This is a genomic window from Enterococcus sp. DIV1307a (genome assembly GCF_050537425.1).
GTDB lineage: Bacteria > Bacillota > Bacilli > Lactobacillales > Enterococcaceae > Enterococcus > Enterococcus faecalis.
The window spans coordinates 1,972,168-1,987,527 of the sequence record NZ_CP172914.1 but is presented as its reverse complement, the minus strand read 5'-3'; the positions used below and the strand labels follow the sequence as shown (position 1 = coordinate 1,987,527).

General features: G+C 36.9%; 17 protein-coding genes. 14 read left to right on the top strand and 3 right to left on the bottom strand.

Annotation, left to right across the window (positions count from 1 at the left end; genetic code table 11):
- The first annotated feature begins 32 nt into the window (after positions 1-32).
- The 7 genes from rsmD (at position 33) to holA (ending at position 6,927) form a co-directional block, all read left to right on the top strand.
- Positions 33-626, top strand: a complete 594-nt coding sequence (rsmD, locus tag IGL90_RS09630; RefSeq protein ID WP_079995072.1) for a 16S rRNA (guanine(966)-N(2))-methyltransferase RsmD — start codon at positions 33-35, stop codon at positions 624-626.
- 1 nt (position 627) lies between these two features.
- Complete coding sequence (gene coaD / locus IGL90_RS09625) at positions 628-1,119, top strand: pantetheine-phosphate adenylyltransferase (protein ID WP_002356693.1); 492 nt, start codon at positions 628-630, stop codon at positions 1,117-1,119.
- The gene (locus IGL90_RS09620) at positions 1,106-2,176 is read left to right on the top strand and encodes a SepM family pheromone-processing serine protease (RefSeq protein WP_002382735.1); all 1,071 of its coding nucleotides are present in this window, start codon (positions 1,106-1,108) and stop codon (positions 2,174-2,176) included. The genes coaD and IGL90_RS09620 overlap by 14 nt, the downstream gene beginning before the upstream one ends.
- A 62-nt stretch (positions 2,177-2,238) precedes the next feature.
- Positions 2,239-2,916 carry a helix-hairpin-helix domain-containing protein gene (locus IGL90_RS09615; protein WP_033594480.1) on the top strand — a complete coding sequence of 226 codons (678 nt, stop codon included), beginning with the start codon at positions 2,239-2,241 and terminating at the stop codon, positions 2,914-2,916.
- 122 nt (positions 2,917-3,038) lie between these two features.
- Positions 3,039-3,542 (top strand): ComE operon protein 2, encoded by a 504-nt coding sequence (locus IGL90_RS09610; RefSeq protein WP_002356697.1) that lies wholly within the window; start codon positions 3,039-3,041, stop codon positions 3,540-3,542.
- 34 nt (positions 3,543-3,576) lie between these two features.
- The gene (locus IGL90_RS09605) at positions 3,577-5,841 is read left to right on the top strand and encodes a DNA internalization-related competence protein ComEC/Rec2 (protein ID WP_161796751.1); all 2,265 of its coding nucleotides are present in this window, start codon (positions 3,577-3,579) and stop codon (positions 5,839-5,841) included.
- 57 nt (positions 5,842-5,898) lie between these two features.
- Positions 5,899-6,927, top strand: a complete 1,029-nt coding sequence (gene holA / locus IGL90_RS09600) for a DNA polymerase III subunit delta (protein WP_048737975.1) — start codon at positions 5,899-5,901, stop codon at positions 6,925-6,927.
- A gap of 51 nt (positions 6,928-6,978) precedes the next feature.
- Here holA and IGL90_RS09595 read toward each other — a convergent pair whose 3' ends face one another.
- Positions 6,979-7,920 (bottom strand): ketopantoate reductase family protein, encoded by a 942-nt coding sequence (locus IGL90_RS09595; protein WP_048737977.1) that lies wholly within the window; start codon positions 7,918-7,920, stop codon positions 6,979-6,981.
- 168 nt (positions 7,921-8,088) lie between these two features.
- On the opposite strand from IGL90_RS09595, the gene IGL90_RS09590 reads away from it, so the two are divergent.
- Positions 8,089-8,646 (top strand): acyl-CoA thioesterase, encoded by a 558-nt coding sequence (locus IGL90_RS09590; protein WP_174078498.1) that lies wholly within the window; start codon positions 8,089-8,091, stop codon positions 8,644-8,646.
- Positions 8,647-8,732: 86 nt separating this feature from the next.
- Here the strand turns inward: IGL90_RS09590 and rpsT are convergent, their stop codons facing one another.
- Entirely contained in the window at positions 8,733-8,984 is a 252-nt protein-coding gene (rpsT, locus tag IGL90_RS09585) for a 30S ribosomal protein S20 (protein ID WP_002356703.1), read from the bottom strand.
- 210 nt (positions 8,985-9,194) lie between these two features.
- Between rpsT and IGL90_RS09580 the strand changes: the two genes are divergently transcribed.
- The 3 genes from IGL90_RS09580 to IGL90_RS09570 are packed head-to-tail and all read left to right on the top strand — an operon-like array spanning position 9,195 to position 11,669.
- Positions 9,195-10,229: an inorganic phosphate transporter gene (locus tag IGL90_RS09580; RefSeq protein WP_002356704.1), complete on the top strand. Its 1,035-nt coding sequence runs from the start codon at positions 9,195-9,197 to the stop codon at positions 10,227-10,229.
- Positions 10,230-10,241: 12 nt separating this feature from the next.
- Complete coding sequence (locus tag IGL90_RS09575; RefSeq protein WP_048737981.1) at positions 10,242-10,865, top strand: DUF47 domain-containing protein; 624 nt, start codon at positions 10,242-10,244, stop codon at positions 10,863-10,865.
- An 18-nt stretch (positions 10,866-10,883) separates the two neighbouring features.
- Entirely contained in the window at positions 10,884-11,669 is a 786-nt protein-coding gene (locus IGL90_RS09570; protein WP_002356707.1) for a ChbG/HpnK family deacetylase, read from the top strand.
- A 38-nt stretch (positions 11,670-11,707) separates the two neighbouring features.
- Here the strand turns inward: IGL90_RS09570 and IGL90_RS09565 are convergent, their stop codons facing one another.
- Positions 11,708-12,538, bottom strand: a complete 831-nt coding sequence (locus tag IGL90_RS09565; RefSeq protein WP_002356708.1) for an undecaprenyl-diphosphate phosphatase — start codon at positions 12,536-12,538, stop codon at positions 11,708-11,710.
- A 115-nt stretch (positions 12,539-12,653) separates the two neighbouring features.
- Here IGL90_RS09565 and IGL90_RS09560 point away from each other — a divergent pair, with 115 nt between their 5' ends.
- From IGL90_RS09560 to murQ, 3 genes are all read left to right on the top strand, one after another.
- Positions 12,654-13,214, top strand: a complete 561-nt coding sequence (locus tag IGL90_RS09560; RefSeq protein ID WP_002380597.1) for a PTS sugar transporter subunit IIA — start codon at positions 12,654-12,656, stop codon at positions 13,212-13,214.
- A gap of 150 nt (positions 13,215-13,364) precedes the next feature.
- Entirely contained in the window at positions 13,365-14,474 is a 1,110-nt protein-coding gene (locus IGL90_RS09555) for a DUF871 domain-containing protein (RefSeq protein WP_002380596.1), read from the top strand.
- Complete coding sequence (gene murQ, locus IGL90_RS09550; RefSeq protein WP_002362196.1) at positions 14,449-15,339, top strand: N-acetylmuramic acid 6-phosphate etherase; 891 nt, start codon at positions 14,449-14,451, stop codon at positions 15,337-15,339. The genes IGL90_RS09555 and murQ overlap by 26 nt, the downstream gene beginning before the upstream one ends.
- Positions 15,340-15,360 lie beyond the last annotated feature (21 nt).

Here is a 15,360-nt window from a genome sequence, read left to right as displayed (position 1 = left end):
AATTTCAAACATTTTTCACTCTTTTTGTTATAATGAATTATAAAAGAATGATTGATAAAGGAGTCGAAACAATGCGTGTTATTTCTGGAGAATATGGTGGCCGGCGCTTGAAAGCGTTAGATGGCGACAATACTAGGCCCACAACAGATAAAGTAAAAGAATCTATTTTTAATATGATTGGTCCATATTTCGATGGTGGAATGGCGCTGGATTTATATTCAGGAAGTGGCGGGTTAGCGATTGAAGCCGTTTCTCGTGGAATGGACAAAAGTATTTGTATTGAAAAGAATTTTGCTGCACTAAAAGTAATTAAAGAAAATATTGCGATTACAAAAGAACCAGAAAAATTTGAAGTTAGAAAAATGGATGCTAATCGTGCCTTAGAACAGTTTTATGAAGAGAAGCTACAATTTGATTTGGTCTTATTGGATCCGCCCTATGCCAAACAAGAAATTGTTTCACAATTAGAAAAGATGTTAGAACGGCAGTTATTAACAAACGAAGCCGTTATCGTTTGTGAAACAGATAAAACTGTCAAATTACCGGAAACGATTGGTACACTAGAAAAAATAAGAGAAACCGTTTACGGAATCACTCAAGTAACGATTTATCGTCAGGAGGCGTAAGATGCGTAAAATTGCTCTATTTCCCGGAAGTTTTGATCCGATGACAAATGGTCATTTAAATTTGATTGAACGCAGTGCGAAGTTATTTGACGAAGTCATCATTGGCGTTTTTATAAATACAAGTAAGCAAACATTATTTACGCCAGAAGAGAAAAAATATTTAATTGAAGAAGCAACTAAAGAAATGCCAAATGTGCGTGTTATCATGCAAGAAACCCAGTTAACTGTGGAAAGTGCAAAATCATTAGGGGCTAATTTTTTGATTCGTGGCATTAGAAACGTCAAAGACTACGAGTACGAGAAAGACATTGCTAAAATGAATCAACATCTGGCGCCAGAAATTGAAACGGTTTTTCTATTAGCAGAAGAACCATATGCACATGTAAGTTCCAGTTTACTAAAAGAAGTTTTACGTTTTGGGGGCGATGTGTCTGACTATCTTCCTCCCAATATTTATCATGCGTTAAAACAAAAGAAGAATGACTGGAGCTAAAATAATGAATAAAAAAACAGAAAAATTTTCGTTTAAATCACTCATTCCAATGGTATTGGCATTGCTGCTAATTGGTTTGTTTATCGTCCCAATTCCTTATTATATTGAAGGACCAGGAACGACAGAAAATTTAAAAGAGTTTGTAACTGTTGATGGAAAAAAAGATACGCAGTCAGGTGCTTTTTATTTAACAACGGTGGGCATTCGTTCGGCCACTATTTTTTCTGCCATAAAAGCAAACTTTTCGGATTTTCAAGAAGTCATGTCAAAAAAAGAATTAATGGGAGATAGTAGTAATAGCGAATATAATCGAATTCAACAATACTATATGGATTCCTCAAAAAACGCCGCAATTGAGCAAGCCTTAAAATTAGCGAAGGTTCCATATGAGATGAAATTTAAAGGCGTCTATGTGTTAGCGATGGAAGACAACTCAAGTTTTAAAGGAAAAATTGAAGTTGGCGATACCGTGACAGGCGTGGATGGCAAATCTTTTAAAAGCAGTGAAGAATTAATGAATTACATTAAAGCACAAAAAGTGAATCAAAAAGTCACTGTTCAATTTATTCAAGATGGCAAAGCAAAAGAAGCGACCGGCAAATTAATTGAATTGCCAACAGATAAAAAAGCGGGGATTGGTATTGGTTTGACCGATCATACAGAAATTGATTCTTCTATCCCAGTATCTATTGAAGCGGGTGATATTGGTGGGCCATCGGCTGGGTTAATGTTTACTTTGCAGACCTATGAACAATTAAGTCATAAAGATTTACGTAAAGGTCATGAAATTGCTGGAACAGGTACGATGAACAGTCAAGGAATCGTTGGTAGAATCGGTGGTATTGACAAAAAAGTTGTAACAGCCAGTGAGAACGGTGCAGAAATTTTCTTTGCACCCGATGATGAAATAACTTCAGAAATGAAAAAAGTTGAGCCGAAAATCAAATCGAATTATCAAGAAGCACAAGAAGCTGCGAAAAAAATTGGGACAAAAATGAAAATTGTCCCAGTAAAAACGGTTCAAGATGCCTTGAACTATCTAGAAAAATTAAAATAAAAGTACGCCTGGGCCAAAAATTACTAGTGATTTTTGGTCCAGGCGCATTTTTTTGTTAAAAAATGCGTAATTATATTTTGAAGGGAGGACAAACGATGGATTGGTTGAAACAGTTACCCAAAAAGTGGCTATTGCTAGGTAGTGGTGCGTCTATAGTTATTTTGATAACTCTATTAGTGGGAATTTATTTGATGGTTAATAAGGAGCCACAAGTAGACACCACAATGTGGGAGGAGACAAGTTTGACCACTACGGCAGAGGTCGCCACAGATGCTACAAAAGAAAGGGCAGAAACAATGATCTATGTTGATATTAAAGGCGCAGTGAAAGTACCAGGAATCTATCAACTAAAAACTCAGCAGCGGATTTGGGATGCTTTAGCTTTAGCTGGAGGCGTGAGCGAGGAAGCTGATACTGCCCAGGTCAATTACGCGCAAAAAGTAAAAGATCAAATGATTATTTACGTGCCCAAAAAAGGAGAAGCAATGGCACAGTCATTAGAAACGCTGCAGGAATCAGCACCTGCTCAGCAAAATCAGGAGGAAAAAATCAACCTTAATACGGCAACAGAAGCAGAGCTACAAACGATTTCAGGAATCGGTGCGAAAAAAGCACAAGAGATTATTCGCTTTCGTGACGAACAAGGACCGTTTAAAACCGTCGAGGAACTGAAAAATGTTCCAGGTATTGGAGAGAAAACAGTAGAACGTTTAAAAGACATGTTGACAGTGACTGGCTAACTTTTAACAGAAAATTCCTGAGAATTCTTGACTATGGGATGCGGATAACATACTATTTGTAATAAGATTAAATGATTTGGCAAATCGAACACAGGAGTCATTAAAAATAAAGGAGGTTTATTATGGAACGAATTCCATGGGACCAATATTTTATGGGACAAAGCGTCTTATTATCATTAAGAAGTACTTGCACACGGTTAACTGTCGGAGCAACCATTGTTCGCGACAAACGAATTATTGCAGGAGGTTACAATGGTTCAGTCAGTGGCGGAACGCATTGTATTGATGAAGGATGCTATGTTGTTGATAATCATTGCGTTCGGACAATCCACGCAGAAATGAATGCAATTTTACAATGTGCGAAGTTTGGCGTCCCTACAGAAGGGGCAGAAATTTATGTGACACATTTCCCTTGCCTGCAATGTACAAAGATGATTTTACAAGCAGGGATTAAAAAGATTTATTATTTAAAGGATTACCGTAATGATGCGTACGCCCTAAATTTAATTGAACAAGTAGGAGCCACGGTTGAAAAAGTGACTTTAGTACCAAAATATTTTGCCGAATTACAATGGGGAGAAGAATTTGCCACACTTGAGGACAATCCTTCCTCAGCTGAGGAATAATTGGTTCTTCGTAGCTCTACTGACTAGTTGTGGGCTGTGGTGTTTTTTCGCACCTAGTCTATTAGGAGCTCTTCTTTTTTCTATCACTGTTATCCGTATTGTCTGTACAAAAAGTTTTCCTGTTATATTGGGAGGCTTTTTGTGCAGTTTTTTAATAGTAGGGGGCATATTGATTTTCCAGTGGTTAAAGCCAGTCTCTTTGTTGCCTAAAGAAGTCCGCTTGTCAGGACAGCTAACGATATTACCAGATGAAATACAAGTAGATGGTGATCAAGTAAAATTTTCTGCCAATTGGATCGTAAAAGGCAAAAGGCAGAAAGTGATGGCATTTTATCAATTAAAAAGTGTGAAAGAAAAACAGCAATGGCAACAACTAACCACAACCATTCAGGCAACCGCTGTAGGTATTTTAGACTCGCCCCAAGGTCAAACCAACAAAAATGGCTTCAATTATCAACTATTTTTAAAGAATCAAGGAATCGAAGCTATTTTATTCATTGAGGAGATAGGACAACCGCGTTCCTTTTTTTCTTGGCGGTTTAAAGAAATCATTAGCGGCTGGCGGAAGTGGGCGATGGTACATATTCAGAAAAATTTTGCTGAGACTAGTGCAATGTATATGAATGCGTTGCTCTTAGGTTTTCGTAATGAAGAATTTGCTGAAATAAGCGATAAATTTTCAGCATTAGGCATTTTGCATCTTTTTAGTTTGTCAGGGATGCATGTTTCTTTTTTCCTTCGTTTATTTCGCTTGCTGATGCTAAGAATCGCTCGCCAAACGCAAGAAAGTTATTTTTTGTGGCAATGCGGTTTTTCTCTGATATATGCTGGTTTAACAGGATTCTCAGTTAGTGTCATGCGGGCGCTTTTACAAACAAACCTCAATACGTTCAATCGACGGTTTAATTGGCAGGTTCCGGCCCTCGATTGTTGGAGTTTAACTCTCTTAGTGCACTTGATTGTTCAGCCAACCCTCTTTTTTTCAGTCGGCGGTCAATTTAGTTACTTACTTTCTTTTGTTCTGCTGTTTTTAGAGCAAACATTGGTTGGTTATTCTTCGCCTTTCATTAAAAATTGTTTAGGCTCTTTCCTATTGGCTGTGGCTTCCTTACCTATTTTAGTCCAATCATTTTATGAATGGCCCTTGTTAGGAAGTTTCTTAACATTTCTCTTGTTACCAATTTTTGAACGGTTCTTGTTACCGCTTTTGACGTTGAGCTTTTTTCTAGTGATTATTATGCCAGCACGTTATTTAGCAGCCTTGCTCGAACCACTATTTTTAACAATGAATGGCTTATTTGAGTGGGTGCTAGTTCACTTAAATCCGAAGCTGACCATCGGCTATTTAAATGCTTGGATACAAATTAGTTTGTTATTACTAATCGGATTTTCAATGATTTATTTAGCAGACAAGTCTAAAAAAATTTTTTTCTCAATCGGACTACTAATTGTTTTGATAAATAGTAAATACCTTTCGCCAATTGGCATTGTTGCAATGATCGATGTAGGCCAAGGGGATAGTTTGTTTATCCAAGCGCCTTTTCACAGAAAAAATACATTGATCGATACAGGTGGTCGGTTGTCTTTTGACAAAGAAGCTTGGCGGCAACGGAAAAATAGTCGATCAGGAGCGGAATATTCAGTGATTCCTTTTCTCAAAAGTCAAGGGGTCAAACGTTTAGATGAAGTGATCATCACACACGCACATGAAGACCATTTTGGCGATTTATTAGCCATTGCGCAGAAGGTTCCAATTTCTGTTCTTTATTTTCCTAAAGGAGCAGCTGAAGCCAATTTTTCGTTTCGCCAAGTCTTGAAACAACTCCAAAAAAGCGGGACAGACTGTCGGCCAATTTTAGCGCCCAAGCGAATTAATGGGCCCGTTTCTTTTCAAATTTTATCACCAAATAAGAGCAGTATTGGGGGCAATAATGACTCGATAGTGTTTTCCACACAATTAGGCGGACGGCATTTTTTATTTACTGGTGACTTGGAAGCCGAAGGAGAAGAACAAGTGTTGGCTCGCTATCCCCAGTTGAAAATCGACATCTTGAAAGTCGGTCATCATGGTAGTAAAACGTCGTCTACTAAAAGATTTATCAAACAGCTTAATCCGCGAGAAGCATTGATTTCAGCTGGACTGAATAATCGTTTTAAACATCCTCATCAGGAGACATTAGTGACGCTGGAAGAGCAAAAAATAAATTATTATCGGACTGATCTTCAAGGAATGATTTATTATCAATGGTTACCCTGGAAAGGGCTTTCTAAAGCCAAATTTGTTAAAGAACAAGACTAGTATTTCCAGAAGTAACATGATAGGATAAACAAGAGAAACGAGAAAAGGAGCGAGCCAATGGAGTTACAAAAAGCTTTGAAAGAAGTGCGAGAGCAAAAAATCGCTCCAGTGTATTTATTAATAGGAACAGAACTTTATTTAACTGAATTATTTAAAACAACATTGATGAAAGAATTGTTGACGGAAGAGGATGATCAATTTAACTTTTTCTCATTTGATATGGAGGAAACACCTTTAAGTGCAGCGATTGCTGAAGCGGAAACGATTCCGTTTTTTGGTGATTATCGCCTTGTCTTTGTGGAAAATCCTTACTTTTTAACTGCCGAAAGAAAAACAAACGGTGTGGAACATGATGTCAATCTTTTATTGAATTATTTGGAAAGTCCATCACCAACAACTGTTCTTGTTTTTATGGCCTCTTATGAAAAATTAGATGAACGCAAAAAAATTACCAAAGCATTGAAAAAAAATGCCACAGTAGTTGACGTCAATCCAATGGATGAAAAGGCTATTCGTCAGTACATTTCTCAAACGATTGAGAGTGAAGGGTACACTATTCGCTCCGATGCTTTTGATTTATTACTTCAATTGACAGACTTGAACTTATCAAAAATTATGGGAGAATTACAGAAGCTGTATTTATATGCCCTTGAAACGAAGATAATTACACGAGGTGCGGTTCAAGAATTAGTCCCTAAGTCTTTGGAACATAATGTTTTTGACTTAACCAACGAAGTACTTTCTGGAAACAGTGAAAAAGCTGTTCAATTGTATGAAGATTTACTTTTACAAGGAGAAGAAACCATTAAGTTAAATGCAATCTTATTGAATCAGATTCGCCTTTTTCTACAAACAAAAATTTTGGCTAAGATGGGCTATCAACAAGCGAATATCGCTGATACATTAAAGGTTCATCCTTATCGAGTCAAGTTAGCGTTACAACAAGTCCGACGATTTGAATTGTCTCGATTAGAAAGACTTTATGATGAATTAGTTGAAAATGATTATCGCATGAAAACGGGCCAAATGGATAAAGAATTACTATTCCAATTATTTATTTTAAAATTGACTGCGCAAGCAAAATAAGAAAGTGCCAGAGACAATCGTCATTCAACGATTGTCTCTGGCACTTTCTTATTATTTAGCTCCTAATAGTTCTTCTTTTCCGTGAACAAGCTGTGTCAACATGGCACAGAAAGGTGTTGCTACGTTGTATTTTTGTCCTTTGCGCCAAACAGCACCATTAATGTAATCAATTTCTGTGAGACGATGATTTTTAATTAAATCTTGATACATAGACGGATAGTGCAAGCCAATACCGTTTGGATCATAAGTTTGAGCAATATGTGTATAGACTTCTGCTTGATCTAAATGAATGGCTTCTTTTTCTGCGACTGCTGCAAATTCACTGATTAATGTTTTAACAAGGGATTCACTAACAGGTAGTGCACCAAATTCGGCAATATTACAATCAAGGATTGTACACAAACCATTTAGCGTACCATTGACACAGGCTTTCCGCCAAATAGAGTAGCGAACATTGCTACTATAGCTTGGATTTAAACCAGCTTTTTGGAAGACATCAACGACTTCTAAAGCAAATTTTTTACCAGAAGGATCAATATTTTCTAATTCAATTTCGCCATCACCTAAAAGTTTAACACGTCCCGGTCCTTCTAAACCAGCTGTCCACATGGTAATGCCAACCAAGATGTTTTCTTTTGGCACATATTTTTCTAGTACATCTTCATGACCTAAGCCATTTAATAAACATAGTACATACGTTTTTTCAGTAATCATTGGTTGAATCGCTTTAAACATTGCATCTAATTGTTGTGCTTTGGTTAAAGCAATAATTAAATCAACTTGTTCATTTTGATAGTCAATTTCTTCTGGTGAGAAGATTGGTAGTTTTGCGACAACTTCTTCTCCATTAAAATCAGCGATTAAACCATTTTTACGAATGGCTTCAATGTGCGCGGGCCATTGATCGATTAAAGTTACATCATTTCCGCCTTGATGCAACATAATTCCTAAACGGCTGCCCATAGCGCCGACACCAGCAATTGCAATTTTCATGTGTATCCATCTCCTTAAAAGTTCTTTAACCGTTATTATTATACAGCAACTTTCCTAAAAATGAATAAATGGGACTTGCAAATTTGTTATTTTTTAAATGTTTCCTAAAAAGTAAGGATTGCATCAAATGGTAAAGTAAGCTAAAGTAAAGCGTGGAAAAGTTTATAAATGAAAGTAGAGGAATCGTTAATGACGAAAGAAAAATTTTGTCGAGAATCACGAGTGATTCAAACACATCGTGTATTTCCCTTTGATTTAAATCCCTTTGGTGCACTATTTGGTGGGAAATTAATGTCTTTAATTGATGACGCCGCATCCATTTCCGTTTCACGACATTGTCGGAGAGGGGCAGTTACAGCATCTTTAGATAACTTGAATTTTTTAAAACCTTTAAAAGAAAATCACTCAGTGTGTGTTGAAACGTTTGTTTCTGGCGTGCATCATAAATCGATGGAAGTATTTGTTAAAGTTGTAGGAGAAGATTTAACAACTGGAGAGCGTTATTTAGCGGCGACTTGTTTTACAACTTTTGTAGCCATTCCGTCTCATATGAATCCTGAAAGTGACTTCCAATTAGCGACAGTCGTCCCAGAAACTGCAGAAGAAAAGTTGATTTGTTCCAATTATGAAACGAGACGACAACAACGTTTAGCTTTGCGAGAAGAGACTAAATTATTTAGTCAACATCTCACAACGGATTTACCGTGGATTGATTCACCTTTATAAAAAAATGTCCGAGTCTTTGTGAAAACAGACTTGGACATTTTTTGATGAAAAAAGAAGCTAACATGAATGCTAACTTCTATCTCACATTATTTAGCTAATTTGCTTAAACGAATTTTATCGCGGTTAGCTTTGTTTTTATGGATTAAACCTTTAGTTGCAGCCATATCAACAGCTTTAACAGCTTCGTTGTATAAAGCATCGACGTTATCAGCTCCAGCAGCTACAGCTTCTTCAAATTTCTTGATTGCTGTACGCATTGCGTTTGTTTGAGATGAATTTTTCGCATTCGCGTTAGCACTTGTACGTACGCGTTTGATTGCAGATTCGATATTTGGCATTTGTTTCACCTCCGATGATTTAGGTTTTACACTGGTCAGCCAATGTAATTCAACAGTAATCATTATACCTAATCCATTGTTCCATTGCAATAAAAGACGACAAGTTTTTTTCCTTAACAGACAATTTCAAGAAAAAAATAAGAAAATTTGCCAGAGCCTTAAGAAAAAAGCATACATTTTTTTTAAAACATGCTATGATAAAATAGATAAATGAAAAATGGTGGTGTCTTTGTGAGTATTGCATTATTGGTAACGATTACTTTGGTAATGGGTGTAATTTTTGTTAACGGTTGGACGGATGCGCCGAACGCAATTGCAACCGCTGTCTCGACTCGGGTGTTAAAACCGAATGTCGCAATTTGGATGGCTGTTGTGATGAACTTTTTAGGTGCATTAGTCATGACCTTTTTTAATGCCCAAGTAGCTGAAACGATTAGTAACATTGTTAGTTTTGACGCAAATGGAAACGCTTCACAGGTGGCTTTGGCTGCTTCGCTTTTTTCGATTGTGGTTTGGGCAGTTGCTGCGTGGTATTTTGGTATTCCCACAAGTGAAAGCCATGCGTTAATTGCCGGCTTGACTGGTTCGGCAATGGCATTAGGTGGTTTGGGTGCAGTCAATGGCTCGGAATGGATTAAAGTGCTTGTTGGTCTAGTTGTTTCTACCGTTATGGGCTTTGGCGGCGGTTATTTGATTGCCAAACTTGTTGTGAAAGCTTTCTCGGCTGTGCCTAGAAGAAAAGCCAACAAATTTTTTACAGTTGGACAAGCCTTTGGTGCAGGAGCTAATGCTTTTTTACATGGTGCGCAAGATGGGCAAAAATTTATGGGCGTGTTCATGTTAGTGCTTTTTTATAATAATTTAGTCGAAAAAACAGGTGGCGGTTTTGTGATTCCGTTATGGGTTATGGTTCTGTGTTCCATTACAATGGGCATTGGAACTTCTGTGGGCGGCATGAGAATCATTAAATCAGTCGGGATGGATATGGTAAAACTTGAACGCTATCAAGGCTTCACTGCAGATTTAAGCACGGCTATTTGTTTATTTTTAGCATCGGCTTTTGGGATTCCAGTTTCAACTACTCATACAAAAACAACAGCGATTATGGGAGTAGGTGCTTCTAAGCGAATCTCAAGTGTTGACTGGCGTATCGTGAAAGAAATGCTGATAGCATGGATTTTAACTTTCCCAGGATGTGGGCTGATCGCTTATGTGATGTCAAAATTATTTATTGCAATTTTTTAAGGAGAGAAAAACATGGCACGTAAAAAACAATTTGATTATTTTGGAGAATTAAATCAGTTAGCAACAAATGCTTATGAAGCGGCAAAGGCTTTGCAAGAAATTGTAGACAATTATTCATTAGAAAACTTAGTAAAAAAATCAGAAGCGATTCATCAATTGGAAAAAGAGAATGATGAAATTGTTCGCAAAATTTTAAATGAACTCTATATTTCCTTTATTACGCCGATTGATCGAGAAGATATTGTCGATATTACGGATCACTTAGATAACATTATCGATAGCATTAATAGTTTGTCTTATTTACTTGATCATTTAGTTGTCGAAGAAATGATTGCGCCCGCGCTAGAATTAACTGCTTATATTGTTAAAGCGACAGAAGGCGTTAAATCAGCAACGAAGGAATTTGCAAAATTTAAGAATTCCAAAACGTTAGTTTCATTGATTGATGAAGTGAATACGATTGAATCTCAAGGCGATAAATTATACAGTAGCGCCATGAAAGATTTGATGACTAACGAAAAAGATTTATTGAAAGTTATCAAGTGGAAAGATGTTTATGATCAGCTTGAGCGCACGATTAATGATTGTGAATCAGCTGTTAATATTATTGTCGGAATTGTCATCAAAAATACGTAAAGAAAAGAGGGGGAGCTGTTGGTTAAAGTAATTGTTGATGCTGATGATTTTGGGATGTCAGAAGCGATTAATCATGGCATTATCAAAAGTTATGTCGATGGTTTAACAACGTCGACACTTTTGATGCCCAATTTACCAACAGCAGAACACGCCGTTGCGTTAGCAAAAAATTATCCAGGCTTATTTGTAGGTCAGCATACGAATTTTTTATTAGGGAAACCTTGTGCGGACCCATGTATGATTCCTTCACTGGTAGATGAACAAGGCAATTTTCATCGCTCTTCTTATTATCGTCAACAAAAGCAAGTAACCTTCGTATATGAAGAAGTACGACTTGAAACGATTGCGCAATTGACGCGCTTTAAGGAACTAACTGGACATTATCCTGAACATTTTGATTGCCATTCGATTGGTGATGAAGTGGTTGATCAAGTATTTTTAGAATTAGCAGAAGAGTACGGACTTCATACAACCCTGAAATATAGTGGGGAAAAAGAATATCCACCGCAACAAGGTTATTTCCAGGTGACACATTTGTTAGAGTCTGGGGCGCTATCTTATATTCACGAAGGCGTATCAGTGGAGAATTTTTTAGAAGATGACTTTGGTTTATTACGGATGCCGGAATCGGCAATTGCTGAGATGCATTTTGATGTTGGGTATTTGGATCAATTTGTGTTAGATAATTCTTCATATACCACTTTACGCTGCAAAGAATTAGCAACGATTTGTGATCCTCGTGTTCGTCAGTGGTTTGAAGAACAGGGGATTGAGCGAATAACGTTTGGCGATTTAAAAAAATAAAACCGTTGCTTTCAACAGTGAAAGCAACGGTTTTATTTTTATGAGAATAACCAATAGCCAATTAAAATCGCACCTAAAATTACACGATACCAACCGAAAACTGTAAAATCGTTTTTCTTCAAGTAATTCAATAAGAATTTAATCGCAATGATGGAAACAACGAAGGCAACAATAGAGCCAGTTAATAAAATAATGATTTCTTCTGACCCAAACGTATTTCCTTTGGCCAAGAATTTAAAGATTTTTAAAAAACTTGCTCCAAACATTACTGGAATTCCTAAGAAAAATGAAAACTCTGTTGCAACAAAACGTGAGGCCCCAATTAAGATTGCCCCTAAAATGGTCGCTCCTGAACGTGAAGTTCCTGGAATTAATGCCAGTACTTGGAAAGCACCAACGATTAAAGCGGCTTTATAAGTGAAGTCTTTTAGATTAGTACACTTCGGTGCAACATTTTTATTTCGTTTTTCAATGATAATAAAAGCAATCCCATAAACAATTAACATAATCGATACTGTTAAAAAGTTATAAAAATGTGCATCTAAATAATCATCAAATTTTAGACCAATAACTGCCGCTGGTAAACAAGCGACTAAGACTTTAGACCAAAGAATCCAAGTATCTTTTTTCTCTTCGCCATTTTTCTTTGGTGAGAAAGGATTCAATTTGTGGAAGTATAAAATAACAACCGCCATAATCGCTCCCAATTGGATAACGACGTTGAACATTTCCATAAAATCTTTACTTAGATCGAGTTTAATAAACTCATCCACTAAAATTAAATGTCCGGTACTACTAATTGGAAGCCACTCGGTAATTCCTTCGATAATACCAAGAATAATTGCTTTCCATAGGTTAGCAAAAAGCATGTCACCATTCCTTTCTGAAATAAATGCAAAATACATCAAGTATAAGTATACCCGCTGACAAAGTAAATGCCAATGCAAATTCTTATTTTAAAATAAATTTTAGAATTATACAAAGGTGCCACTTGTAATTCATGAAACTTTTTTCTATACTAGTGATACTTTAAAAAATGGGGGAAGAGAAATGTTTGGATTTTTGAAGAAAAAGAATGAAGTTGTCGAAAATAATACAATGTATGCCGTTGCCAATGGAACCGTTATCCCAATTAGTGAAGTGAATGATCCTGTTTTTTCACAAAAAATGATGGGAGATGGCTATGCAGTAGTTCCAGAAAATGGTGAAATTTATGCACCTATTGAAGGAGAAGTTTTAAGCGTTTTCCAAACAAAACATGCCATTGGTTTAAAAATGACAAACGGTCTTGAAATTTTATTACACATGGGTATCGATACGGTAGAGTTAAACGGGGCACCGTTCACTATTAAAGTGAAAGAAGGCGACCAAGTGACTGCAGATACGGTGGTCGCAATTGCTGATTTAGAAGCAATTAAAGCAGCTGGTAAAGGAACTGAAATGGTTGTTATTATTACCAACATGGATAAAGTAGCACAATTTTCGTTAGAGAAAACTGGCGTGGTTACAGCTGGTACACCAGTTGGCTCTGCCACAGCCAATTAATGCATTAGACAGATATTTCTATAAAGGAATATCTGTTTTTTTTGAACATGAATAAAATTTTATTTTGGAATTAAAAAATATTTAGAAAAATAGTTGAAATTTTATTTCAAACAAGTTATAATGAAAGCGTATTAGAGAGGAGCTAAAAAGATGTATGGTATTTCAGTTTTTCTTGGTGAAGAGATTACAAACGATACAATTATTTATATCAAAAAGATGAAAGCGCTTGGATTTGATGGTATTTTCACTTCTTTACACATTCCAGAAGATGATACTTCCCTTTACCGCCAACGCTTGACTGATTTAGGGGCAATTGCTAAGGCAGAAAAAATGAAAATTATGGTAGATATTTCAGGTGAAGCGTTAAAAAGAGCGGGTTTTTCTTTCGATGAATTAGAGCCTTTAATCGAATTGGGCGTAACTGGTCTTCGGATGGACTACGGCATTACGATAGAACAAATGGCTCATGCTTCACATAAGATTGATATAGGATTGAATGCTAGTACCATTACACTGGAAGAAGTGGCTGAGTTAAAGGCTCACCAAGCGGACTTTTCTCGCTTAGAAGCTTGGCATAATTATTATCCAAGACCTGAAACAGGTATTGGAACAACATTTTTTAATGAAAAGAACCGCTGGCTTAAAGAATTAGGCTTACAAGTTTTTACTTTTGTGCCAGGAGATGGGCAAACAAGAGGCCCAATTTTTGCTGGTTTACCAACATTAGAAAAACATCGGGGGCAAAATCCTTTCGCCGCTGCCGTTGGTTTGATGGCTGATCCTTATGTCGATGCTGTTTATATTGGTGATCCTACAATTAGTGAGCGAACCATGGCTCAATTTGGTTATTATCACCAAACCAATCAATTTCTGTTAGAAGTAGCACCTAGCAAGAGCCGCTATTTGAAGCGAATACTTGGGAGTCATACCAATCGTTTAGATGCTGCAAGAGATGTTTTGCGAAGTGAATTATCAAGAACGAGTGAAATGTTCAGAAAAGATGAAATTGCAACGATTGAGTCAGAGCAGACTGAAGCCCGTCCAGTGGGAACCGTAACGATTGATAATGAAAAATATGGTCGCTATATGGGAGAAATTCAAGTCACACTTGTGGACTTGCCGAAAGATGAAAAAGTCAATACGATTACACGAATTATTGAAAAAGATCAAACGATATTGCCGTTAATCAAGGCAGGCAATCAATTTACGCTAGTCACGGAAGGAACGATAGAAAATGAATTTAGAAAACTTAACAACTGAACGTAGAAATGAAAATACAATGGGCTTAGATGAGATGAGTGTCAAAGAAGCGTTACAAAAAATGAATCAAGAAGACCAAAAAGTTGCAATGGCAGTGGGTCAAGAATTAGCAGCCATTGAACCAGTGGTAGAAGCCATCATCAAAAGCTTCAATCAAGGCGGCCGCTTGATCTACATGGGCGCTGGTACGAGTGGTCGGTTAGGTGTCTTAGATGCAGCCGAATGCGTACCAACTTTTGGCGTCGAGCCAGAGATGGTTCAAGGCCTCATCGCTGGTGGTCAAAAAGCAATGACTGTCGCAGTAGAAGGTGCTGAAGATTCAAAAGAACTAGGTCGTCAAGATTTAGTTGATCTAAAATTATCAGCAAATGACATTGTTGTTGGGATTGCAGCCAGTGGTCGGACGCCTTATGTAATTGGCGGTTTAGAATATGCTACAACGGTGGGAGCAGCTACCGCAACTGTGGCATGTAATAAAGATGCCGAAATTAGTAAGTATGCACAAATGCCGATTGAAGTAGATGCAGGACCTGAATTTTTAACAGGTTCGACTCGCTTGAAATCTGGGACAGCTCAAAAATTAATTTTAAATATGTTATCAACTATTTCCATGATTGGTATTGGGAAAGTCTACAATAACTTAATGGTTGATGTAAAACCAACCAATGAAAAATTAGTGGAGCGTTCCAAACGGATTATTATGGAAGCAACGGGTTGTAGTTATGAAGTTGCCGAACTAAAATTTGTAGAAGCAGAAGAAAATGTGAAATTAGCAATTGTAATGATTTTAACTGATAGTACTAAAGAAGAAGCAACACAAAAATTAATTGACGGGAATCAATTTATCAAGAATACATTAAATTAAGGAATTAGGAGGGTGTTTTAA

Bases quoted from the DNA above. Each gene is read 5' to 3' on its own strand.
- rsmD (WP_079995072.1), top strand. From the start codon at position 33: ATGAATTATAAAAGAATGATTGATAAAGGAGTCGAAACAATGCGTGTT.
- coaD (WP_002356693.1), top strand. From the start codon at position 628: ATGCGTAAAATTGCTCTATTTCCCGGAAGTTTTGATCCGATGACAAAT.
- IGL90_RS09620 (WP_002382735.1), top strand. From the start codon at position 1,106: ATGACTGGAGCTAAAATAATGAATAAAAAAACAGAAAAATTTTCGTTT.
- IGL90_RS09615 (WP_033594480.1), top strand. From the start codon at position 2,239: ATGCGTAATTATATTTTGAAGGGAGGACAAACGATGGATTGGTTGAAA.
- IGL90_RS09610 (WP_002356697.1), top strand. From the start codon at position 3,039: ATGGAACGAATTCCATGGGACCAATATTTTATGGGACAAAGCGTCTTA.
- holA (WP_048737975.1), top strand. From the start codon at position 5,899: ATGGAGTTACAAAAAGCTTTGAAAGAAGTGCGAGAGCAAAAAATCGCT.
- IGL90_RS09595 (WP_048737977.1), bottom strand. From the start codon at position 7,920: ATGAAAATTGCAATTGCTGGTGTCGGCGCTATGGGCAGCCGTTTAGGA.
- IGL90_RS09590 (WP_174078498.1), top strand. From the start codon at position 8,089: ATGAAAGTAGAGGAATCGTTAATGACGAAAGAAAAATTTTGTCGAGAA.
- rpsT (WP_002356703.1), bottom strand. From the start codon at position 8,984: ATGCCAAATATCGAATCTGCAATCAAACGCGTACGTACAAGTGCTAAC.
- IGL90_RS09580 (WP_002356704.1), top strand. From the start codon at position 9,195: ATGAAAAATGGTGGTGTCTTTGTGAGTATTGCATTATTGGTAACGATT.
- IGL90_RS09575 (WP_048737981.1), top strand. From the start codon at position 10,242: ATGGCACGTAAAAAACAATTTGATTATTTTGGAGAATTAAATCAGTTA.
- IGL90_RS09565 (WP_002356708.1), bottom strand. From the start codon at position 12,538: ATGCTTTTTGCTAACCTATGGAAAGCAATTATTCTTGGTATTATCGAA.
- IGL90_RS09555 (WP_002380596.1), top strand. From the start codon at position 13,365: ATGTATGGTATTTCAGTTTTTCTTGGTGAAGAGATTACAAACGATACA.
- murQ (WP_002362196.1), top strand. From the start codon at position 14,449: ATGAATTTAGAAAACTTAACAACTGAACGTAGAAATGAAAATACAATG.